The 21,978-nt window shown below is 62.8% G+C and carries 21 protein-coding genes; 8 read left to right on the top strand and 13 right to left on the bottom strand.

Annotated features, from left to right (window positions below; genetic code table 11):
• Window positions 1-21 precede the first annotated feature (21 nt).
• Together smpB and dapA are read right to left on the bottom strand one after the other, a co-directional pair.
• Window positions 22-501 carry an SsrA-binding protein SmpB gene (gene smpB / locus VHO05_RS03195; RefSeq protein ID WP_329645167.1) on the bottom strand — a complete coding sequence of 160 codons (480 nt, stop codon included), beginning with the start codon at window positions 499-501 and terminating at the stop codon, window positions 22-24.
• Between the two features lie 19 nt (window positions 502-520).
• Window positions 521-1,411 carry a 4-hydroxy-tetrahydrodipicolinate synthase gene (gene dapA / locus VHO05_RS03190; RefSeq protein ID WP_329645166.1) on the bottom strand — a complete coding sequence of 297 codons (891 nt, stop codon included), beginning with the start codon at window positions 1,409-1,411 and terminating at the stop codon, window positions 521-523.
• Between the two features lie 351 nt (window positions 1,412-1,762).
• On the opposite strand from dapA, the gene VHO05_RS03185 reads away from it, so the two are divergent.
• Together VHO05_RS03185 and VHO05_RS03180 are read left to right on the top strand one after the other, a co-directional pair.
• A complete protein-coding gene (locus VHO05_RS03185; protein WP_329645165.1) occupies window positions 1,763-3,928 on the top strand; it encodes a lytic transglycosylase domain-containing protein in 2,166 nt (721 codons plus the stop codon).
• A gap of 65 nt (window positions 3,929-3,993) precedes the next feature.
• Window positions 3,994-4,914, top strand: a complete 921-nt coding sequence (locus tag VHO05_RS03180; protein ID WP_329645164.1) for an alpha/beta hydrolase — start codon at window positions 3,994-3,996, stop codon at window positions 4,912-4,914.
• A gap of 13 nt (window positions 4,915-4,927) precedes the next feature.
• Here VHO05_RS03180 and VHO05_RS03175 read toward each other — a convergent pair whose 3' ends face one another.
• The 5 genes from VHO05_RS03175 to cysQ form a co-directional block, all read right to left on the bottom strand.
• The gene (locus VHO05_RS03175; RefSeq protein ID WP_329645163.1) at window positions 4,928-6,841 is read right to left on the bottom strand and encodes a sodium:solute symporter family transporter; all 1,914 of its coding nucleotides are present in this window, start codon (window positions 6,839-6,841) and stop codon (window positions 4,928-4,930) included.
• A complete protein-coding gene (locus VHO05_RS03170) occupies window positions 6,834-7,271 on the bottom strand; it encodes a sodium/substrate symporter small subunit (RefSeq protein ID WP_329645162.1) in 438 nt (145 codons plus the stop codon). Before VHO05_RS03170 ends, VHO05_RS03175 begins: the two co-directional genes overlap by 8 nt.
• 250 nt (window positions 7,272-7,521) lie before the next feature.
• Window positions 7,522-9,012 (bottom strand): hypothetical protein, encoded by a 1,491-nt coding sequence (locus VHO05_RS03165; protein WP_329645161.1) that lies wholly within the window; start codon window positions 9,010-9,012, stop codon window positions 7,522-7,524.
• Window positions 9,013-9,174: 162 nt separating this feature from the next.
• Window positions 9,175-10,293 (bottom strand): DUF1134 domain-containing protein, encoded by a 1,119-nt coding sequence (locus VHO05_RS03160; RefSeq protein ID WP_329645160.1) that lies wholly within the window; start codon window positions 10,291-10,293, stop codon window positions 9,175-9,177.
• 257 nt (window positions 10,294-10,550) lie between these two features.
• Complete coding sequence (gene cysQ, locus VHO05_RS03155) at window positions 10,551-11,393, bottom strand: 3'(2'),5'-bisphosphate nucleotidase CysQ (protein ID WP_329645159.1); 843 nt, start codon at window positions 11,391-11,393, stop codon at window positions 10,551-10,553.
• Window positions 11,394-11,619: 226 nt separating this feature from the next.
• On the opposite strand from cysQ, the gene chpT reads away from it, so the two are divergent.
• From chpT to VHO05_RS03135, 4 genes are all read left to right on the top strand, one after another.
• Window positions 11,620-12,267: a histidine phosphotransferase ChpT gene (chpT, locus tag VHO05_RS03150; protein ID WP_329645158.1), complete on the top strand. Its 648-nt coding sequence runs from the start codon at window positions 11,620-11,622 to the stop codon at window positions 12,265-12,267.
• 141 nt (window positions 12,268-12,408) lie between these two features.
• Window positions 12,409-12,777, top strand: a complete 369-nt coding sequence (locus VHO05_RS03145) for a response regulator (protein WP_329645157.1) — start codon at window positions 12,409-12,411, stop codon at window positions 12,775-12,777.
• 104 nt (window positions 12,778-12,881) lie between these two features.
• Complete coding sequence (locus VHO05_RS03140) at window positions 12,882-13,505, top strand: ABC transporter ATP-binding protein (protein WP_329645156.1); 624 nt, start codon at window positions 12,882-12,884, stop codon at window positions 13,503-13,505.
• The gene (locus tag VHO05_RS03135) at window positions 13,502-14,299 is read left to right on the top strand and encodes an ABC transporter permease (RefSeq protein ID WP_329645155.1); all 798 of its coding nucleotides are present in this window, start codon (window positions 13,502-13,504) and stop codon (window positions 14,297-14,299) included. Before VHO05_RS03140 ends, VHO05_RS03135 begins: the two co-directional genes overlap by 4 nt.
• A gap of 69 nt (window positions 14,300-14,368) precedes the next feature.
• Here the strand turns inward: VHO05_RS03135 and VHO05_RS03130 are convergent, their stop codons facing one another.
• The 5 genes from VHO05_RS03130 to VHO05_RS03110 all read right to left on the bottom strand — a co-directional run bounded on the left by VHO05_RS03130 (window position 14,369) and on the right by VHO05_RS03110 (window position 18,038).
• A complete protein-coding gene (locus VHO05_RS03130) occupies window positions 14,369-15,304 on the bottom strand; it encodes a hypothetical protein (protein ID WP_329645154.1) in 936 nt (311 codons plus the stop codon).
• A gap of 272 nt (window positions 15,305-15,576) precedes the next feature.
• Window positions 15,577-15,909 (bottom strand): hypothetical protein, encoded by a 333-nt coding sequence (locus tag VHO05_RS03125; RefSeq protein WP_329645153.1) that lies wholly within the window; start codon window positions 15,907-15,909, stop codon window positions 15,577-15,579.
• Between the two features lie 157 nt (window positions 15,910-16,066).
• Window positions 16,067-16,282 carry a cold-shock protein gene (locus VHO05_RS03120; RefSeq protein ID WP_329645152.1) on the bottom strand — a complete coding sequence of 72 codons (216 nt, stop codon included), beginning with the start codon at window positions 16,280-16,282 and terminating at the stop codon, window positions 16,067-16,069.
• 260 nt (window positions 16,283-16,542) lie between these two features.
• Window positions 16,543-17,406 carry a 23S rRNA (adenine(2030)-N(6))-methyltransferase RlmJ gene (locus VHO05_RS03115; protein ID WP_329645151.1) on the bottom strand — a complete coding sequence of 288 codons (864 nt, stop codon included), beginning with the start codon at window positions 17,404-17,406 and terminating at the stop codon, window positions 16,543-16,545.
• Window positions 17,407-17,489: 83 nt separating this feature from the next.
• On the bottom strand, window positions 17,490-18,038 hold the full coding sequence (locus tag VHO05_RS03110) for a polymer-forming cytoskeletal protein (protein ID WP_329645150.1): 549 nt from the start codon (window positions 18,036-18,038) through the stop codon (window positions 17,490-17,492).
• 232 nt (window positions 18,039-18,270) lie between these two features.
• Between VHO05_RS03110 and VHO05_RS03105 the strand changes: the two genes are divergently transcribed.
• Window positions 18,271-18,960, top strand: a complete 690-nt coding sequence (locus tag VHO05_RS03105; RefSeq protein ID WP_329645149.1) for a protein-L-isoaspartate(D-aspartate) O-methyltransferase — start codon at window positions 18,271-18,273, stop codon at window positions 18,958-18,960.
• Between the two features lie 44 nt (window positions 18,961-19,004).
• Window positions 19,005-19,220 (top strand): hypothetical protein, encoded by a 216-nt coding sequence (locus tag VHO05_RS03100; RefSeq protein ID WP_329645148.1) that lies wholly within the window; start codon window positions 19,005-19,007, stop codon window positions 19,218-19,220.
• A gap of 4 nt (window positions 19,221-19,224) precedes the next feature.
• Here the strand turns inward: VHO05_RS03100 and VHO05_RS03095 are convergent, their stop codons facing one another.
• Window positions 19,225-21,684: a UvrD-helicase domain-containing protein gene (locus VHO05_RS03095; protein WP_329645421.1), complete on the bottom strand. Its 2,460-nt coding sequence runs from the start codon at window positions 21,682-21,684 to the stop codon at window positions 19,225-19,227.
• Window positions 21,685-21,978 lie beyond the last annotated feature (294 nt).

Here is a 21,978-nt window from a genome sequence, read left to right as displayed (position 1 = left end):
TTGCCATGAAGCCGGCGCTCATCAGCCCTTCTCGCGCATGATGCGCGCCTTCTGGCGATTCCAGTCGCGCTTCGCAGCCGTCTCGCGCTTGTCGTGCAGCTTCTTGCCTTCCGCGAGCGCAAGCTTCAGCTTCGCGCGGCCCTTCTCGTTGAAGTAGAGCTCGAGCGGAACGATCGTCATGCCCTTCCGCTCGACGGCCTGAAACAGCTTGGCAAGCTCGCTCTTGTGCAGGAGCAGGCGACGCTTGCGGCGCGGCTCGTGCTGGAAAAAGCGACCCGCGTCCTGGTATTCCGGAATGTACGCGTTGATCAGGCAAAAGCTGCCATCATCCTCGAACGACGCGTAGCTCTCGGCAATGTTGGCCTGACCGGTCCGCAGGCTTTTCACCTCGGTACCCTTGAGCTCGATCCCGGCCTCCCAGGAGTCCGTGATGAAATATTCGTGCCGGGCCTTCCGGTTCTCGGAGATGATCCGCCGGCCGTCGTCCTTCTTGGCGGACATTGGTTCCTATCCCGCTCGCCTATTCGGCAGCCGCCGCTTTCAGCAGGCCCACTTGTGTCAGCACCGGATCCACAGCCTTCTTCGTCTGCTCGCAAACCGGCGTGAGCGGCAGGCGCATTTCGGCTGAGCAAATGCCGAGGCGAGACGCCGCGTACTTGACGGGACCTGGATTGGTCTCGACGAACATCACGTCGTGGAGCGGCATGAGCCGGTCCTGAAGTGCGAGAGCGGCTGCAAAGTCGCCCTTCATGCACGCGGTCTGGAACTCAGAACAGAGACGCGGTGCGACATTCGAGGCCACAGAGATGCAGCCATGCCCGCCGTGCGCCATGAAGCCGAGCGCAGTCGCATCCTCACCCGAAAGCTGGATGAACTCGGGTCCCATGGCGGCGCGCTGCTGCGAGACGCGGGCAATGTTGGCGGTCGCATCCTTCACGCCGACAACGTTCTTCAGCTCGTACACGCGCGCCATGGTCTGCACCGACATGTCGACGTTAGTGCGGCCCGGAATGTTGTAGATCAAGATCGGAATGCCGACCTTGTCGTTGATGGCCTTGAAGTGCTGGTAGAGGCCTTCCTGCGTCGGCTTGTTGTAGTAGGGGTTCACGATCAGGAGGCCGTCGGAACCGACCTTCTCGGCGTAGATCGACAGCTCGATGGCTTCGTCGGTCGAGTTGGAGCCCGTGCCCGCGATCACCGGCACGCGTCCCCGCGCCGCCTCTACGGTGATCTCGATCACACGCTTGTGCTCGTCGAAGTTTAAAGTGGGACTTTCGCCGGTGGTGCCAGTCGGAACCAATCCGTGCGTACCCTCGGTAATCTGCCAGTCAACGAAGCGACGCAACGCCTCCTCGTCTACCAGACCGTTCTTGAACGGCGTAATAAGCGCCGTGATGGAGCCCTTGAACATTCGCTCTCGATGTCCTTCATTTTTCAACGGTGCGTTTGCACGCAACCGTGGCCGTGCCGCACCCGTTCGCCCATAGCGAGCGGGGGTACCTTGAACGCGTACGCTCGAGTTTGTACCCTCTGGCCACGGCCTCAATACGGCTGGGATGCAGGACATTATGCGTTCAGGCGGCAGCCTGCAAGCCGAGGCGATTTCCGGGGTCTATACGGTTACAAAAGTTATAAATTTCGCTAGGGCCGCCCAAACGAATCTGCCTAGCGCCTTCACTCTTGGAACGAACGAGCGCTCCATTCCGCCGCGAGGAACAGTGTGACGGGAAAACCTTCGAATTGGATGGCCGTGAGCGGCTCTATGCGCGCAAGTCGCATCGGTGGCGGAGCCGTTCTGGCTCTTCTGGTCGCATTTGCCGTCCCCCTGACGACAGGCGGTTTCGCGGCCCCGCTGGGGGAGATCCCCAAGCCTGATAAGCCCTCGAAAGCGGAACGGGAGTACACGGCAAAGCTCGATAAGGCGATCGCGCCGCTCAGCTCCTCCAAGCTCAGCTCAGGTGACGCACAGCGGCTGCGCGACGCGTTCAAGGCGCTCGCCTCGGCAAAAAGCGATGTCGCGCAGGCCAACACGCTCAAGGGCGAGATCGAGGATCCGGTCGCGCGTAAACTCGTGGACTGGTATCGGTTGCGTCGAGGTCTGGGCCCGGCTGCGGAGATCCGCGCGTTTCTCGATGCGAACCCCGCTTGGGGCGATCGGACCACACTGATCCAGAAACTCGAGGAGGCTCTCTTTACCGACGGCGGGAGCTCGACCGAGATCAAATCTTACTTCGCAACGCGCGAGCCGGTGAACGGCGTGGGTTTCGCCGCGTTGGCTTCGGCCCATCTCGCCGAGGGCAACAAGGACGAAGCGCGCCGCATGGCGGCAAAGGCTTGGCGCGAAAAAGCGCTTCCGGCAAACCTCGAAGCCGGCTTCCTCGCCCGCTTCAGCTCGTTGCTGACACCGGCCGATCATAAGTGGCGGCTCGACCGGCTCCTCATCGAAGATATCCGCTGGGCCGGCGAGAAGGCCCAAAGGGCGGCCATCGTCCGCCGCGTGATCCCGCTGCTTCCGGCCGCCGAGCAGAAGAAGGCCAACGTCCGCTTGTCGGCGTTCCTCGGCTCCAAGACGGCGCGCAAGGACATCGAGGCTCTCCCTGCCGAGCGCGTGCCGGATTGGGGACTGGTGTTCCATCGTGTGCAGGCGTTGCGCCGCGCGGGCAAGACCGATGAAGCGGCCAAGATATTGCTCGGTGCCCCAACGGAAGAGGCGCTCATCGTCGCGCCGGACGAATGGTGGGTCGAACGGCGCGCGAACGCCTATGAAGCCCTTAAAGACGGCAACCCGAAGCTGGCCTACTCGCTGGTGCGGGATGCTGGCCCCCTCGGCGAAAATCCGCTCAAAGAGCAGGCCTTCATGGCCGGGTGGATCGCTCTTCGCTACCTCAAGGACCCGAAGACCGCGGACAAGCATTTCCAAACAATGCGCAAAGTGGCCGATGGTCCGCTAAGCCGCGCCAAGGCCAGCTACTGGCTCGGCCGCACTGCCGAAGCCCGGAACGACAAAGCTGCGGCGAATGAATTCTACCGGCAGGCGCTCCAGGATCCCGACACCTTCCATGCATTGCTGGCGCGCCAAAAGCTCGAACCGGGCCGCCTTGCGATCACGACTTCCCCACCTGCTGTACCCTCCGCAGAGGAAGTCGAGCGCTTTCTCAATCTCGATGCCGCGAAGGCCGTCGTGATCGCCAAGAACGCCGGACTCGACGTCAGCATCATGCGCTCCTTCTTCGTTCAGCTTCGGCAGAACGTGAAGACCGAGGCCGAGAGCGCAATGGTGGCGCATCTGGCCGAAGCGGTAGGCGATACGCAGTCGGCCGTGCGAACCGCCAAGTATGCCATCGCGCGGGGGCAGAACCTCTATTACTACGCCTATCCGGTGCATCCCTTCCCGGCCTACACACCCTTGCGCAAGCCGCCGGAGACGGCATTGCTGCTCGGACTCGCGCGGCAGGAGACGGAATTCAATACGCTGATCGTGTCGGGCGCAGGCGCAAAGGGTCTCCTCCAGGTGATGACCGTGACGGCCAAGCACGTCTGCCACGACTACAAAATCAAGTGTGATATCGATAGGCTCCTCAAAGACCCGTCGTACAACGCGATGATGGCGTCGGCCTATGTCGGTGACCGTATGGACGATTTCTCCGGCTCGTACGTGCTGACGCTCGCGGGCTACAATGCGGGGCCAGGACGTGCGCGGCAGTGGATCCGCGAATTCGGAGATCCCCGCAATCCCAAGGTGGATCCCATTGACTGGATCGAGCGCATTCCGATCCAGGAGACGCGCGAATACGTGGCGAAGGTGCTGGCCAACACGCAAATCTACCGGGCCCGGCTCGGAGAGGAGCAGGCCGCACTGAGACTGGAAGAAGATCTGAACAGGGCGCGCATGGCAGCGCGCCAACCGGGAGAGAATTCCGACGGCTAATATCGAGTAGCGTTTCCGGATGGTGCTGGGCGGCACTAGGCGGACACAATGAGCGGGGTCGATCTATGACGCGTACGTACCAGACGTATCGAGACATCTATTTCACGTCGCGCGACGGACTGCGGCTGTATGGCCGCCACTATCCCGCGATGTTCCGAGACGGTACCGAGCGCCGGCCGTTGCTGTGCCTCGCAGGCCTCACGCGCAACGGGCGCGATTTCCACGTCCTTGCTGAAGACATTGCGCGGCGTGCCGATGCCCCGCGCGATGTCTACACGTTCGACTATCGCGGGCGGGGTTTCTCGGAGTCCGATCCCGAGTGGCAGAACTATACAGTGCCGCTCGAGATGCTCGATGTGCTCGATTTCATGACCGTCACGGGGCTTTCTCAACCCGCCATCATCGGCACCTCCCGTGGCGGCCTGATCGCGATGGTCATGGCTGCGGCCCAGCCGCGTTCGGTGGGCCCCGTGGTGCTCAACGACATCGGGCCCGTCATCGAACAGAAGGGACTGGGGCGCATTTCGGCTTACGTCGGCCGCATCCCGCTGCCCGGGTCTTGGAAGGAAGCGGGTGCGCTCGTCCATGACATGGGACGGCGCGCGTTCCCCGGCATTTCTGCAGAGGAATGGGTCGAGGTCGCCAAACAGTGGTTCAACGAGCATAAGGGACGGCCCGCTCCGGGCTATGATGCGGCGCTCTCCAATGCGCTGTCCGTGCTCGATGGCCCTATCCCAAAGCTCTGGCCGCAGTTCGAAGCGCTGAAGCGTGTCCCGGTCCTCGTACTGCGCGGCGAGACCTCCGACATTCTCTCCGCTGCGACGGTCGAGGAGATGGGGCGCCGTCATCCGGCATTCTCGTCATTCGTCGTTCGTGGACAGGGGCACGCGCCTCTGCTTCGCGATGCGGAGACGATCGATGTCGTCGCGCGCTTCCTCGTCGCGACCGAAGCCTCCGAACGGCAGCCGCGCCTTGCGTACGGCTAAGGACAGCCGACGGCTATTCGGCGCGCTGCCTTCGCCTCGTCATGAGGCTCACCAGAATGAGGGTCAGAATTCCTACTGGTGCACCAAAGACCGCGCCCGACGCGCTGTCGATGCCGGCCCAGTTGGCTAGGCCATGGCGCGTCGGCGTTCCACGCGCGAGGTCATCAAGTGCAATCAATGCAGTCGCCTTGGCGTCCGCGTCTTCTGCCGAGACCACCGCCTCCTCGCCGGCATTGAATTCCTCGATCGCCATCTCACCTGCGTCCGAGAACCCTTGCCAGGTTTTGTAAAACGCTGCGGGAAAGACTTGGATGCCAATGTCGTAGTAGAGGGTCACGCCCGCTCCCACGACGATCGCCGCAATCGCCCCCGCGGCCGTCGCCCGTTTCCAGGCCAAACCGAGACCGAGTGCGGGAAACAAGCCGGCAGCGGCCAACGAAAGCGCTGAGACACAGATCGTCACCAACTCGCCGGGCCGGAGCGTTGCAAAGCCTGCGGCCAACAGGGCGATCACCAGCGCCAATCCCGCCGACGCCCACTTGGTCTTGGCGGCCGCGTGCTCGCCGGACAACGACATCAGGCTGCGCATGAACGCCGCCGCCATGACGACACCCACGCTAATGACGCCGACGGCCATCGCAAGCGCAAGCCAGCTCGGGGCGCTTGCGAGCTCCGGAAGCGCGAGCAGCAAGCCTGCGGGGTCAAGAACCAATGCAGCTTGCGAAAGGATACCGGCTTCGTTGCCCGCCGCAGAGGCGGCCGCGGGCAACACACTTCCGGTGTAGGCCCGCCAAACTTCATCAGATGTCGCGTTGGCCGATAGTGATTTGGCCGCCTCGATTACGGCCAGCTTCACACTCTCGTCGAGAGTCCGCCAGCTCTGCTCGATCGCCAGCGCATGGATGGCAAGTTGATCGCCGATAGCGGAAGGGTCCGCCGCGCCTCCTCTCACTGCGCTTGCCACCTCCTTCAGCATCGCGATGGACGTGCCGTGGATTTGCGCGAGACCCGCCCCGAGTGGTGCTTCGAGCCAAGACGGCAAAGCCGATAGCGGCGTCCCCTTGGCAATCGCGCCGTAAATCTCGAGCTTGGCGTAAGCGGCCAACGCCGGTGCTGCGATCAGCACAATCATGACGAACAGCGCGGTCCATGCTCCCGCGAGGCGCGTGGCCGCCGGGCGCCGGCCAAATGTGAGCGCACTGACCAGTTGCGGCAGGACCGCCGTGCCGAGCGCCAGTGCAAAGACCAGGGCCGCGACGTCGCGTTGGCTCAGGCGTAAAAACGGAGTGACGTGCACGCTGAAGGTCTCGAAATCCACCAACTGGTTTTCGAGAAGGCGTTCTTCGAGTTCTCCAACAGCCGTGAGAGCCGATCCGTACGCCAATTCTGGCGCGAGCCTTCCGGCCGACTTGGCCGCCATCATGACCAGGAGGAGGACGATGCTCGCCGCAAACGCGAAGTAGACCGCCGCTGCCGCATATCCAAAGGCGCGCTCGCCGAACGCAACGGAGGCTATCGCGGCAACCGTCAGCGCTGCGAGCACTGCGGCCAGATAAGGGCTACCGAACGCGGATTGGGCAACGGTTGCCACGGTGACAAAGTCAGCCGCAAGCAGGGGCAGGACGACGAGTACGACGACGATCCCTGCCAGGATGGCGGCGGCGCGCCCGAACCTCCGGTGCAAGGCCCCGGTTATCGTGGCGACACCCTCCTTTGCGACCCGGGGGGCAATCAGGAGCCCTGCAAGAACAACACCGGCGAGCAGCCCAAGCCCGAACGCAAGATTGTCGAAGCCAGCCAGGACTACGAGCCCGGGCAGCGCGACGAGCAAGGATGCGGGGAGTGCACGGCCCGCCGCCGACAGACCTCCGCCCACTATCGACTGAGTCGGATTGCTCGCCGCCGCGAGCGTCGACGCATCACTCATCGCTCTGTCCCTCGGCATCGATCGCGTTCTGCCGGCCAGCCCATGCGAAGGCCAGAATCACGTGCCAGATCAAAGCTCCCTGCGCCGCGAGATAATACCCGAGAGGAAAGCCATCGATCCGCACGACATTCAGAGGTCCCGCAACGAGCGGAACAGCGAGTGACAGCGCTGCGGCCCCAAGGCAACCCCCGTACGTCAAGCGGGCCGTGCGCAAGTCGTGGCGTGTCTCTCCGGAGTGGCGTGCGATGGCGCGGCGCATGAAGCCCGCTGCAATCAGAAGAAGTCCTACGGCAAGAAGGAGGCAAATACCGCCATAGCCAAGGAGCGGCAGAGGATCGAACCCCGCGGACCCGGGGAGCATCCCACCGACGCCGGCCAACATCGCCAGCACGCCAACGATCACGACGAGCCCGAGTACGATCTCGAACATACAGTTCCCTTCCCCGCCCGTGGGCGCCCATCCACGCAGAGAAAGGTCGAGGCTGTCAACGTGGGATCGGCTGCCCCCTCTGGAGGCACGCCCCTCAAACAGTTCGGGGCGGCGCCTTCCGGCTCCACCCCGAATGTCTTCTCCCTAGACTTGGGCTCTATTCTGTTTTTTTACCGGCGTAAATCGGCCCCTCTTCACCCGGATCGTGCGCACAATGAGAGCCGGTCCCCCGACTGTCAAGAAGTCCAGATCAAGCAACGGGCTTTTCTGCCCGGGTAATTCTCTCGATGAGGCTTGCCCGGCGTTCCGGAGCCTTAGGCGCCGCCTCGCCATTGGCGACAGGGGCTCCTGATGCGGCTCCATTATTTGCCTCGCTCCCGTTGGCGGGATCCTTTGGTGGAGCGGCTGGATCCAAGGCGCGCAAAAAGCCGCTGACGCGGGCTTGATCCCCGGGGTCCCGCCGGGGCGCTGCGGGGGCCGCCTCCTGCCGGAATGGACGGGGTGCATTAATGCGCTCGACCAGGGGCTGCTTCGGCCGTGCCGTCGTCTCGCGGCGGGCGGCGCCCGACGTTTGCAGCGTCCCGGCACCAAGGCGGCGCATTTCGTCCATGAAGTGGGCGGCCTGACGGGCGAGCTTCTCGTTGGCCGATGCGATTTCCGCACGCAGCCGCTGGATGGTGCTGGTGTGCTCGTCGGCCTGCGCCTGAAGCGCGGAAACGCGGGCGCGCAAGGCGACCTTACTCTCCTTTAGAGCGCGGTCGTCGGCATCCTCCGCTTCGTACGTCCCGAGCGCCGCTTTGAGTTTGGCAACCTCAGCAGCCCGATCCTCAACTGCAACCTTGAGGGCGCGGATCTCAGCCTCAAGGGTGGCTTGGCCGGCGTGTCCGGCTTCTGCCATTCCGCGCGCCGAACGGAGCGCGTTTTCCGCCTCCACGAGATCCTTGCGCAGGCGCGCAATTTCGTTCGACAGGTCCACGCTCGGCCCACCTGCCGCGGCAGGTGCCGCCGGTTGATCCCCCGGCGTCTTCGCTGGCGCGGCTGCATTGCCGCTGGACAGTGCGGACTGAAGCCGGCTGATGACGGCGGATTGATCGCGCGCCTTCGAACGCAGGGCTTCGATCTCGGCGCGAAGTGCGACCTCGCCGTCGAAGCGGGGGTCGGCCAGGGTCTCCCGATTGCGCGCCGCGCGCGCTGTAAGCGTCGCGTTCAAGCGGTGAATTTCATCGCGCTGCTGGGCGTTGATTTGGGTCGCTTCCTCCAGCGCTTCCATTTGCTTCTTGGAGGATTGCGTCAGGCCGCCGATCTCGCGATCGCGATTGTGCAGCAGCTTCTTTGCTTCGTTCAGGCGGTATTCGACCTTCGGCATCCGCTCGGCAATGGTTTGCTCAAGCACGCGCCGCGCATTCTCATGTTCCTCAAGCGACCCTCGCAGGCGCTCGATTTCGCCTTCCAGTTCGCTGATACCTGCATCGCGGCGGTTCAGTTCGACGCGCTGGCGTGCTGCCGAATAGTTGGCCTTTTCAACCTTTTGCTCCAGCTTGTGAATCGTGAGCGCATAAGTTGCGCGCAATCGGTCTTTGTCAGCCGCAATTTCTGCCGAACTCAAAGGCATCGTCGCGCGCAGCTTGTCGGTCGCGATGCGCGCTGAGCGGCGGCCATAAAACGGCGCCAGCAGAAAGCCTATCAGGCCTGCCGCGAAAAAACCCAAAGCGACCAGCATGGCCGACTGGATGGTGATCACCGGCGCATCCCCGGACCACTCCTTTTTTCTCCACCTCCGCAGGCCCCCCTCATTGGAGATGAGGTGCGATGGCCGCAGACGCAAGCGTTTGACGCGGGCGACTAAAGCCGCCCCCGATGTCCGGCGCAAGAGTGTTGCTCCGGAACCGAGTGCATCACCTTCTTATAAAGGATTCCATGTCGGCGCGCGGGTATACTTCAAGTATCCGACATTGGCGCCGAGACGGACACCGACACCGGACCGAATCACCGCGAGGGTTACATCATCGTACTTCTGGAATTGCACGCTCAAGCCGCCGATGAGGTAGGCCGAGCCCTGTACGCCGCCAAATCTGTTATAGATTTCCGAGGGATCGCGAAGATTGTACACGAGTACCATCGCTTTCGAGCCTTCGGCGCCGGCGTCATAGCCGAGTGACGGGCCCTGCCAGAACACTTTGTGGTCACCGGCGTCCTTCGTGTAGAGACGTCCTTCGCCGTATCGAAGCCCCACGACAAACGCGCCGCCTGCATCCTCGCCCAAAATGTAGCCGTTCGGACGGCCCTGACTCTTGAAGGCGTACTCTACGGCCTGCGCGAGATTTTGGCTGATGGCGCCAAAGAATCCGTGCCCGGCTGCGATGATCTCGTTTTGCTCGTAGTGACTGGGCCCGCCATTTGGAGGCGGTGCGTCGGCGTAGGGTGGCGCGCCATCGGCTGGCGGCGGCGCGTAGGGCGCGCCATAGCCGCCAGGATCGGTCGGCTGCCCGGGTTCGGTATAGCGATCTCCTCCACCGCTGTGGCGTGTGGGCGAATAGGCGTCGCCGCCCGCACCGTACCCGTTGTTGGCAGAGGGCGAGTATGCGTCTTCATTGCCGTAGCTATTTCGGCTCGGCGCGTAGGCATCGTTGCCGCCGTAATTGTTCCGGTTCGGGGAATGGGCGTCGCCGCTGTTGCTCCCGTAGCTGTTCCGGCTTTGCGTGTAGGCGTCATTGGAGCCGTAGTTGCCGCCGTTCTGCGAATACCCAGCGCTGCCGCCATAGCCGCCGCTGCTTGAGGGATAACCGCCGCCGCCAGAGTTTCCGCTGCTGCCGTTATTTCCGTATGAGTCATTGGGCGCGGGATAAGAGCCGCCTCCGCCCCCGCCGTAACTTCCACCGCTGTTCGAATAGCTGTTGCCGCCGGAGCGGTAGTCCTGGGGGTTCCAAGACGGATTTTCCTGTGCCGCCGCAGGAAGGGCGGCGAGGGACAGAAGCGCCGCGGCCGCAATCATAGAACGGCGCGGGCGAATTATCGTGATCATGGGTTTCTGAAATCCTTGGGTCCTACCGGGCGGGCAAGACGCAAATACGTGCAGAGCCGAAACAAACCCCAGTGTTCTGGCAGTGCCTCTGATCCCCGTCATCCTCGAAGCACACGCGCATTCCCTTGCCTCCGACAACGGAAGCATTCCAAGAGATCCTTCTCTTAAAGTGTTACCAAAGTGTGGCCATTCCGACGCCGGGCTGCAGTGCACCGCATACGAAACGTCGGCAAACCTCCGAGATGACTCGCGAATTTTCAGACACACAAATTGTTGGCTGTCCGTGGCGCGATAGGCTTCCGCCCCCACGCAACAAAGTGCGGATTGAAGTAATCGGCGTCGGCGTTGCCACACGTGAGCGGAACACCCTCCAGCGTCGTCACCGTTCCGCCTGCGGCCTCGAGAATGGCCTGGCCTGCTGCCGTATCCCATTCCTTCGTCGGTCCAAGGCGGACATAGAAATCGGCGTCGCCGCGCGCGATGCGGCAGAACTTGAGTGAAGACCCCGCACGCTTCACCTCGGTGACGGCATATCGCTTGAGAAAGTCCTCAGTTTCCGCCGTTCTATGCGATCGGCTTTCGAGAACCGTGAGGGCCTCGATATCGGGAGAACGTGTGCGAAGCTCTCGAAGCGGCGTCTGCGAGAGTTTCAGGTTCGTGCTCTGCAAAGGGATGTGCGCCTCGACGGCGTACCCTTTTCCCATCGTGACATAGAGCGCCCCGAGCGCCGGGGCATAGATCATTCCGAAGACCGGAGCTGTGCCCACCACCAGACCGATGTTGATCGTGAACTCGCCGTTGCGGGCCAAGAACTCGCGGGTACCATCCAACGGATCGACGAGGAAGAATGTGGAGCCGCGCGGCGGGACCTCTCCCAGCGCCATACTTTCCTCGGCCACCACCGGCACCCCTCGCGCCGTGTGCCATAGTCCGTCAAGGATCAAGGCCTCGGCTTCCCGGTCCGCGGCGGTGACGGGGGACGAATCGGCCTTCTCGGTCACCTTCACGCCGCGGTCGTAGAGGCGCATCTGAGCGACGCCTGCTGCAATCACCGCGGGCAGTAGATTTTCGGCTAATGTCGGAAAATCGATGGTCCGCATCGGACGGCGCCTCGATTCGCTTGTTTTGCGTGCTGACCCTGGGAGAGTCCCCAACCTGCCGTTGCCGTCAAGACTCATTCGCGTCCCAAAATCCAGGCTGGCCCCTCGACCCTGGCACGCAGACTTTGCAGATCCGCGGGGCGCGTGTATCAGAAGCTTAAGCGGCAAGAATACCGTTTTGCGTAAGAACCGGCGTGACAACGCCGTCGTTAGGGGGCCTACTTTCATGACTGAGCTTACGCAGCGCGTCCATCCGACGGACCTTGAGCTTGCCGCGTTGATCTCGAGCAAGATCTGCCATGACGTGATCGGTCCCGTCGGCGCCATCTACAATGGCCTCGAAATCCTCAACGAGGACGACGACGCAGAAGCAAAGTCCTACGCCCTCAGCGTGATCCGGAACGTGACGGAACAAGCGTCAGCCCGCTTGCAGTTTGCGCGTTTCGCCTTCGGTGCGGCGGGATCGGCTGGTTCCCTCATCGATCTCGGAACGGCCGAGCAGATCTCGCGGGGCTTCATTGGCAACAACAAGCACAAGCTGCATTGGCAGGGCTTGGCCGGCCACATGGCCAAGGACAAAGTGAAACTGCTGCTCAATCTGATTGCCGTCTCCGTCACAGCCCTTCCGCGCGGCGGCGATATCGAAGTCATCATGTCGGGCACAACTGAGGTGCCCAACTTCGTGTTGCGTTGCAAAGGCACCGGAGCACGCGCGCCTCAGCATCTCACCGAATTCATCACCGGAGAGGGCATTCCTCCTCTCGATGCCATGACGATCCAGGCCTACTACACGTGGCGCCTTGCCCAGTCGGCCGGGATGCCGCTCTCGATCGTCAAGGATGGAAACGACGTGCTGCTCTCGGCGCTCAGCTAAGGCGTTCCAGGATAGAGCGCCTCAACTAGTCATTAACTCCTTTGACGCACAAATGACTTTCCAGTACGTGCCGCACGTGCGCCTGCTCGAGGCCGTGCTGTGCAATGGTCGCTCTGTGCCGCCTCGGAGAAGTCGACGTTCATGAAACGCTGCCTGGTCGCCGATCCGTCCGAGATCATTCGCAAGATTGCGCGCCACTATCTCGAGAAGCTGGAGATCGAGGTCGTCGAAGCGGATGCTGCCGACAGCGCGCTGGCGCTGTGCCAGGAAATGCCGGTCGACGCGATCATTCTGGACTGGCGCCTCCCCGGCAAAACGACGGTCGAGTTTCTCTCGGCGTTGCGCTTTGCGAGCGGCGCGCAACGCCCGCTCGTGATCTACGCCACGACCGAGAACGATCCCGCTGACATTTCACGGGCTTTCACGGCTGGGGCCGATACGTACATGATGAAGCCCTTCGACGGCGCCTCGTTCCTGGAAACACTCAGCAACGCTGGCCTGGCTCACTGATATCGCCTCGTCGCACCGGTCTCTGACGCCACAGTACTGGCCTCTCCCTTCCGGAGTTGATAAGCGTCCCTATCCTCGTTTCGATCATAGGATAGAGACTTCGCTTGCTGCGCGTTGAACACCTCAGAATCGGCTCGCTTCCCCCGCTGTCCTTCGCCGTCGCCGACGGCGAGTGTCTCGCTATCGAGGGACCTTCGGGCTCGGGCAAGACCCGCATCCTGCGGGCCATCGCGGACCTCGATCCTGCGGAAGGTCAGATCTTTCTCGACGGCACCGAGCGGCAGGAAATGCGGGCTACGCAATGGCGCCAGCAGGCCCGCTATGCGGCGGCCGAACCTGGCTGGTGGACCGATACGCCACGCGGGTGTCTGACGTCGGATCCGGCGATGCAGCCTCGCATCGTCCGTCTTCTTGCGGCACTCAATCTCAACGAGGATATTCTCGATCGGCCGGTGAGCCTGCTTTCGACGGGCGAGCGCCAGCGGATCGCTCTCGTGCGCGCTCTGATCGACGAGCCCAAGGTGTTGCTTCTCGACGAGCCCACGGGTGCCCTCGACGTCGGCTCAACGGCGCTCGTGGAAGAGTTGATCCGTTTCCAGCTTCTCGCGGGGCGCTGCGTTCTGCTGGCAAGTCATGACGGAGCACTGGTGGGGCGTCTCGCCCATGCGCGTCTTCAACTCGCGCCCTCAGTCCGTTCTCCGAATACGTCCAGGATGCCTTCGCCATGACCTATGTCCAACTCAGCTACGGGGACCTTGCTCTCGCCGCCCTCCTGCTGATCGCCAATGGGATCGTCTCGTTCTGGTTTCAGCTCGGGCTCGAGCGCACGATCGCGATCTCGGCTGTGCGCATGGTGGTCCAGCTTTCGGTGGTGGCGCTTGCTCTCAAGTTCATTTTTTCGCTCGATGCGCCGCTTTGGACGGTTCTGTTCGGGCTCTTCATGACTGCAGCCGCCGCCTATGAAGTGGTCTCGCGGCAGGAGCGTCGGATCAAGGGACCCATCGCTCTTGCGCTTGGAACAGGGGCGCCCTTCTTCTCCGGCTTCATCGCGACGATGTTCGCCACCATGGTCGTGATCGGCCCCGACCCTTGGTATGCGCCGCGCTACGTGCTGCCGATCTTTGGCATGATGCTCGGCAATGCTCTTTCGGGAACGAGCCTCGTGCTCGATGGCATGACATCCGCCGCCGTGCGCGACCGGTCAGCAATCGAGGCGCGGCTGGCTCTCGGCGCAGGCCGCTACGAAGCGTTCGATAAGATCCTGCGGCGCGCCCTTACGACAGGACTGATGCCCATTCTTACCGCGATGGCCGCGACGGGCGTCGTCTCGCTTCCCGGCATGATGACCGGCCAGATCCTGGCAGGTATCGATCCCGTTTCGGCAGCGAAGTATCAGGTAATGATCATGTTCCTGATCGCGGGCGCGACGGGCGTGGCCGTGGTTGCGGCCGGTCTCGGCGCGGTGCTCTTGCTGACCGATGAGCGCCATCGGCTTCGGCTCGACAGGCTGAGCAAGGCCTGACACTCGAAACAAGAAAGCCCGGCCACGCATTGCGCGTTGGCCGGGCTTTTTCTTGTCTTGGTCTATGCCTCAGGGCGTCGGCGTGATCGGTGCGACTGGGGTTGAGGCTGCTGACGTATCCGCCGGCGGTGTCGCCGCGGGAGGCGTCGTCGTTGCGGCGGGAGGCTGTGCTGCGGCGGCTGCAGCCTGCTGCGTGAGTGCGGCTGCGGCGCGCTCGGCAGCCTGAGCTGCGCGCTCGGCGGCGGCGGCGGCGCGCTCTGCGGCTGCGGCAGCGGCCTCTGCGGCTGCGGCCGAAGCTCTATGCGCTGCATCAGGTTCGGTGGCAGCAGGTTCAGCCTTCACGGATTCGACGCCCGCTGCCGCGGCCGTCGCTGCTGCGGCGGGGGAAACCGGAATAGTGCCGGTCTCTACTACCGGCGTTGCGTCCGTCGCGGTCGCGGCGGGCTTCGCGTCAGCGGCCTTCTGCTCGGGCTTGGCTTCTTCCGGTTTTGCCTCAGCGGCAGCCGTGCTTGCTGCCGGGGTATCCGCAGGTTTGGTCTCCGCAGTCTTCTCTTCGGCCTTGGCCGGGGCAGATGTCCCGGCAGACGCGCTATCGGACTTGGTTTTTTCGCCAGACGTCGAAGCGGCTGCAGCCTCCTTCTTCTCCGGCGTAGACTTGTTCTCAGGCTTCGCCTTGGCGTCCTGCTGTTTCGGCATCTTCTGCATGTCCGGACCCCAGCAGACGGTCGCGGAGGCGGTGCAGGTATGCTCGTCGACAACAATGAGATTCAGGAAGAGCTCGCAGCTCACATCCTTCTTGCCGACTGAATATTTCTCGATGCCCTGCTCAGTCGCCCAAGTGGCGATGTGCTTGTCGAGAAGGTTCTGCGCGTCGCGCGTGGGGCCGTCTTTGCCGTAGTCGTTGACCGTGAAGCCCATGCGTTTGCAGCCCGCGATGGCCGGGTGGGCGAAAGCGAGCGCACCGGTCAGCGCAGTGGCAAGAGCAATCCTGGACACGAAACTCATCAAGTTTCTCCGTAACGGCGAAAAGCGTTTGTCTTCGTGCTGCTATAGCGAGGTCTAGCCATCATGCCTAGGCCGATTGGCAAGATTATGCGCAGCTTTACTAATAGAGCAAAACACTTACCCGGCCGGGGCATATGCCACACGCGGTGGTAAATGCGCCCCAGATTTCGTCACAATTCTACTTCGAGTCTTCGTCCTTCGGCTCAGGCGTCCACAAGAAAACACCGCGCTTTCGTAGAAAGCGCGGTGTGAATTCCCGTCAGTAGCCCGACTTAGAGCTTACAGATCGTGGCGGCGCCGCGGCAAGTCCAGCCCCAAGAGCCACCCTGCTTGCAGCTGTAGGTGCGCGGCCCGTAGGAGTAGCCGGGCAGATTTGCAGCCGCCCCGACCTTATTGTTCGAGCCCATCCACGCAGCCCAGGCGCCCCAGTCGACAGCCTGAAGAAGCGCTTCGTCGACCTGCAGCTTCGCGTCCTGCTGGCTGCCGGCCTCGCCGACCGCGCCCTTGCGGACGCAGGACTTGGCATCAGCCGTCCCAGCCGTCACCACGGCCGCGAGACCCGCGACGGCGGCAAATGCCGTCATCGAACGCAGAGCTTTGTGCATCGATCTTCTCCCCTAGCAAAATGAACGCGGCAGTTCGTGCGCGCGGCAGAACCGAGGGGGACTCTGCCCGAGATAGTGAACGCCCACCATCCGTCATTCACAGGTAATGCGATCGTTGCGTGCGATTTTGGATTTCTCGTTGCCGAGCAACAACGGCTCACATGGCCTGCTGCAAATTCACGGCTTTTGGGCCTTTCCCGCGCTTGTCGGGCTCCGTGTCGAAGGAAATACGTGTGCCTTCCGCGATTGCGCTAACTCCCGAGCGTTCAACAGCTGTCACGTGTACAAATACGTCCTTGCCCCCGTCATCCGGAGTGATGAAGCCGTAACCCTTCTGCTCATTGTAGAATTTGACGGTTCCAACTTGGCGCATTTCTTCTCTCCAGAAGCCCGCGTCAGTTCAGGGATGCCAGCAGGAAAGCGGGCGATGCTCCGGCCAGCAGGCCATCATCGCCTTCGGTTCTTGAGAGACGTTTCGTTCGTCGAGAGAACGGTCATGCGCAGGGCAAGTCCACTCGAACCTCGGGCCACTCCCACTCGGCACGCATACCGGCCAAGGAGAGAGAAGTATTTCCAAAACGGCCCCGAGGCGCAACCCTCAGCCCTATTTGATAGGGCGCAAAATATCGGGCTTCACGAGGATGTTACGCGTTCGCCCGCGAGCCACTCGAGGCGACCGTTTGCACCCTGGGCGCGCGCAAGTTTGGAAGCGAGGTACGGCAAAAGACTTGCGAGCTTTGCTTCAAGCGTGAAGGGAGGATTGAGAATAAGCAGACCCGTTCCCGCGAGTTCTCCCTCGCTGTACGGTGGACGTACGAACAGCTCGGCAACAAGGAGCTTCGGGATGCCAAGGGCTACCGCTTCCCGATAGAACGACTGCACAACGCGGACGTCCTTTATCGGGTACCACAGGATCACGGTGCCGGTCGCGAAGCGGCGGTGTGCAGCTTCGAGCCCCTCTACGAGACGTTGAAACTCGCCGGGCTCTTCGAACGGCGGATCAATGAGCACGATGCCCCGGCGCTCCTTCGGCGGCAGCACGGCCTTGAGAGCGCTCCAACCATCGATGGTCAGGACTTTCGTAGCGGGATCTTTGGCGAAGACCTCTTTCAGAGTGGCGGCATCCTCGGGGTGGGCTTCATTGACAACCAATCGGTCGCCGCGGCGCATCAAGCGCCGAGCGATCAACGGACTGCCGGGATAACTCCGGACTTCGGATCCGGAATTCTCGCCGCGGATCACATCGAGATAGGGCGCGAGACTTGCCGCAATCTCTGCGGGCGGGGTGTCGTCGAGCAACCGGCCGATGCCGTCGCGCCACTCGCCGGTTTTCTGAGCCTTTTCGCTCGCCAGATCGTAGCGGCCCGTCCCGGCGTGCGTATCGATGACGCGGAAGGGCGCGTCCTTGAGCTTCAGGTGTTCGATGACGAGCGCAAGCACGGCGTGCTTCAGCACATCCGCAAAATTGCCGGCGTGGTAGATGTGGCGATAGTTCATGCGAGGCCCAAGCGATCCGGGGGCCGGACCTGAAGGTCCGCCCCCGAAGCCTGTTAGCATATCGGCATGGGCCGTGGGACTTTTCAGCCCGCCATGTTTTGCGTGTAGCTCGGAACTGCGGGTGGCGTGCTGCGACCTTGCGCATTGGCGGGTTGGTTCGGGCTTTCGAGCTGCGGCGCGATTTCCGACGGATCGCGAACGCGGCGAGAGCGGCCGTCGAATGCGGCGCCCTGCTCAATCGAAAGTAGATGGCTGTGAATGTCGCCTTCGACCTCGGCGCCCGCATGAAGGATGACGTGGGTGCCCATGATGGCGCCGTTGACCCGGCCGAACACGTCGATCGTTTCGGCGGCGATGGCCCCCTGGATGACGGCCTCCTTACCGACTTCGAGTTGACGGCTGTGGAGATCCGCCTGGATGTTGCCGAGCACCTTGAGCGATCCCTTGCAGCGGATCGTGATAGTCTGGCCCTCGATGGAGAGATCGTTTCCGATTACGGATTGGGTGGGGGCGCCTGCGGATTGGACAGCATGAAGATGCTGCTTTTCGACGCCGAGCCCACGGTCCATGCGACGCAACTGCGGTGCGGGTGCTTCGGCTGGAACGGGTTCGGGCTTACGATTGAAAACCATGCTCACTCTCCCTGACGCATAAACTGATCCGCACGTTCCCTCCATGACGCGCGAGTTCGTCGAATTGATGTCATGGCTAACAAGGGACTAATACGGAATTTGTGCTCGCGGCGAGCCCATGCTCGGGACCAATCATGCCCCGTCCCACGTTTGGGTCTTTGTCCGCGCTCCCTACTCCGAATTGTCAGCTTGGCATGCGACGCTGACCGAATGACGGATAGTCGAGGTCCACATGTCCGCACTCGAAGAGCAGTTGGCCACATCACGTGAGCGGATGGTGCACGAGATCAAGCGCTCCATGGCGAGCCTCGGCCCGAGGCTCGGGCGAGCCGCGATATCGCCTCGCGTCCTGCATGTCATGGGGGACATCCCGCGACATCTGTTTGTCGCGCCGGACCATATGGCTGAAGCCTATTTGAACCGTCCTGTCGCAATCGGGTACAAGCAGACGATCTCGCAGCCGTTCATCGTTGCGCTGATGACTGACCTTCTGGATCTCAAACCGGAGGACTCAGTGCTCGAGATCGGAACGGGCTCCGGCTACCAGACGGCCATTCTTTCCCGACTCACGAAGGAAGTTTTCACGATCGAGCTTTGCGAGCCCCTTGCGGAGCGAGCCGCCGAGGCTTTCAAAAAGCTTGGACTGACGAACATCAAGGGACGTGTCGGAGATGGCCACCTTGGCTGGCCCGAAGCCGCGCCATTCGACGCGATCGTTGTGACAGCGTCGCCCTCCACCATCCCCCCGCCCCTCATCGATCAACTCAAACCCGGAGGGCGCCTTGTCATGCCTTTGGGGGAAATTGCCCAACAACTCATTGTTGTCGAAAAGCGGAGTGATCTATCGACTACCTTGAGAGAGATCATTCCAGTGTGCTTTGTTCCGCTGACACGGCGGGGCACCCCTCCAGACCAAGATTGAGTGGGCACGACCGGGATGACGGGGTGGATTGAGGAGACTGTGGAATGGACGATCTCGACAGGTTCGAACCGGGGATTCAGACCTACAGCGGGACAGTCCGGATCTGGGCCACGAGCACGGCCGAGATCATCACGGACAGCGGGCTAGTGCTGTTTCTCGATACGCGCGGACAACCGCCGCTGCCGGCCGGCACGCGCGTCACCATCGACGCCAGGAAGTATCGCCCGTGTCATTTTGTGACCCGCGTCACGCCGGGCTGAAAGGCTAGAAGGGCGCGACGAAGCTATCAACGACGCGCTTCTTGCCCGCGTGGTCGAACTCGATCGTGAGCTTGTTGCCGTCCACCTCGGTGACCGTGCCTGGCCCGAACTTCTGATGACGCACGCGTGCGCCGACGCGATAGCCAGCGCCCTCAGCCGACGACGACGCGATGAGTTGGCCTTCGATGGTGATCGTCGGCTTCATCGGGCGCATGTTGGTCTGCCGCTTGCGGTCCGCATCGCGCGACCAGTTGCTCCCTGCTCGCTCGTCCGATCTCGACTTTTCGTAGGACTTTGTTTTCTCGTAAGACTGGGCGCGCTGCCAGCCCGGCGTGTCGTAGTTCGATCCGAAACGTGAGGGGGCTTCATCGAAGCGGCTCTTGCCGTAGGGATTTCGCCCGAAGCCGCCGGTCTCGAACGGGTTACCGAAGTTCTGGTAGGCGCCGCCGAACGGGCTCTTGGTCTCGATGACGTCGACATCGCCCTCCGGCAGGTCGTCGACGAAGCGCGAGGGAATTGCCGACTGATAGAGGCCGCGCGTGCGGCGGTTTTGCGCGAACGAGACTTTGGCGAGCCGGCGCGCGCGCGTGATGCCCACGTAGGCGAGGCGCCGTTCCTCCTCCAACCCGGCTTCGCCGCTCTCGTCGAGCGAGCGCTGATGGGGGAACAGACCCTCCTCCCATCCCGGAAGAAACACGGTGTTGAACTCCAGGCCCTTGGCAGCGTGCAGCGTCATGAGGCTCACGCGTTCCCCGTCGTCGCCTTGCTCGACGTCCATGACGAGGCTCACGTGCTCAAGAAACGCTTCGAGCGTTTCGAACTCGTGCATGAAGCGCACGAGCTCCTTCAAGTTCTCCAGCCTGGACTGGGCCTGGGGGCTCTTGTCCGCCTGCCAGTGGGCTGTGTAGCCGCTTTCGTCGAGGATCAGCTCGGCGAGCTCCGTGTGCTTCATCCCCTCGACGAGGCCGCGCCAGCGTTCGAAGGCATTGACGAGATCCGAAAGCGATTTGCGCGCCTTGCCGCCCAGCTCCTCGGTTTCGACGATCTCACGGGCAGCGCGGAACAGCGGCACCTCGCGGGCACGGGCGAGGGCGTGGATGCGCTCGACGCTGGTGTCGCCGAGGCCGCGTTTCGGCACGTTGATGATGCGCTCGAACTTGAGGTCATTGGCCGGGTTGTGTGTGACCTCGAGATAGGCGAGCGCGTCCTTCACTTCCGCCCGCTCATAGAAGCGCGGGCCGCCGATGACCCGGTACGGCACCCCGGTCGAGACGAAGCGATCTTCGAAGGCGCGCATCTGGAATGACGCCCGCACGAGGATGGCGATCTCGTTCAGCCGGTGGCCGTTCTTGCGCAGCTCCTCGATGTCGCGCGTGATCGAGCGGGCTTCCTCCTCGTCGTCCCAGACGCCCATCACGGTGACTTTGTCGCCCTTCTCCCCGTCGGTGAAAAGCGTCTTGCCAAGACGGCCTTTGTTCTGAGCGATGAGTCCTGAGGCCGCCGATAGGATGTGTCCCGTGGAGCGGTAATTGCGTTCCAGGCGGATGATGCGGGCGCCCGGGAAGTCCAACTCGAAGCGCAGGATGTTGTCCACCTCCGCGCCGCGCCAGCCGTAGATCGACTGATCGTCGTCACCGACGCAGCAGACGTTGGGCGAACCCTGGGCGAGCAGGCGCAACCAGAGGTACTGGGCGACGTTGGTGTCTTGATACTCGTCGACGAGGATGTAGCGGAAGCGGCGATGATAGTCGGCGAGCACGTCCGGATGTTCGAGGAAGAGCCTCAGCGTTTCGAGCAGGAGATCGCCGAAATCGGCGGCGTTCAGTTCCTTGAGCCGCTTCTGATACGCAGCATAGAGCTTCGCGCCCTTGCCGCCTGCAAACGCGAAGGCTTCGCCGGCCGGGACCTTTGCCGGCGTCAGGCCACGGTTCTTCCAGTCGTCGATGACGCCCGCGAGCTGGCGGGCGGGCCAGCGATCCTTGTCGAGGCCTTCGGCTTCGATCACCTGCTTCAAGAGGCGAAGCTGGTCGTCCGTATCGAGGATCGTGAAGCCTGACTTGAGGTCTACCAGTTCTGCATGGCGGCGTAGGATCTTGACGCCGATGGAGTGGAATGTGCCGAGCCACGGCATCGCCTCCACGGCGCCGCCGACCAAGCCGCCAATGCGCGCTTTCATCTCGCGCGCGGCCTTGTTGGTGAAGGTCACCGCCAGAATCTGGTTCCCGTAGGCGCGGCCGGTCGCGAGGATGTGGGCGATGCGGGTGGTAAGAACACGCGTCTTGCCGGTGCCGGCGCCCGCCAGCACCAGCACAGGGCCATCGAGCGCTTCGACGGCCTCGCGCTGCTCGGGATTGAGGCCATCTAGATACGGGGGCGCCGCGGCGGCACGCGCGCGCTCAGAAATGGACCTACGGGCGGAAGCGGATTCAGCCGTGGGCTCGGCGGCAGCCTTTCCAGGCGCCATCGGCAAGTCGAACGGCGGAACGTCATCGTCCCCGTGTCCAGGCCCGTGGCCCAAGTCGCCGCCCGCCGCGGCGCCTTGCCGGGCAGGTCGTTTGTCGTCGTGCGGCATCAGTTCGCTCTACAGCATGCCCTTCGGAGAGACCAGTGGTTCGACCCGCGCGAACGGGGAGCATGGTCACTTTAGTGAGACCGATGATTCACGCTTCCGGCTGGTAGGGCCCGAAGCGACCATGGTCTTTTTTAGTGAGACCGATGATTCACGCTTCGGCCGGTAGGGGCCGAAGCGATCATGGTC

Origin of the sequence: Hyphomicrobium sp. (assembly GCF_036262015.1) — a bacterium.
GTDB lineage: Bacteria > Pseudomonadota > Alphaproteobacteria > Rhizobiales > Hyphomicrobiaceae > Hyphomicrobium_C.
The sequence above is the reverse complement of the archived record's forward strand: the minus strand, read 5'-3'. Positions and strand labels throughout refer to the sequence as shown.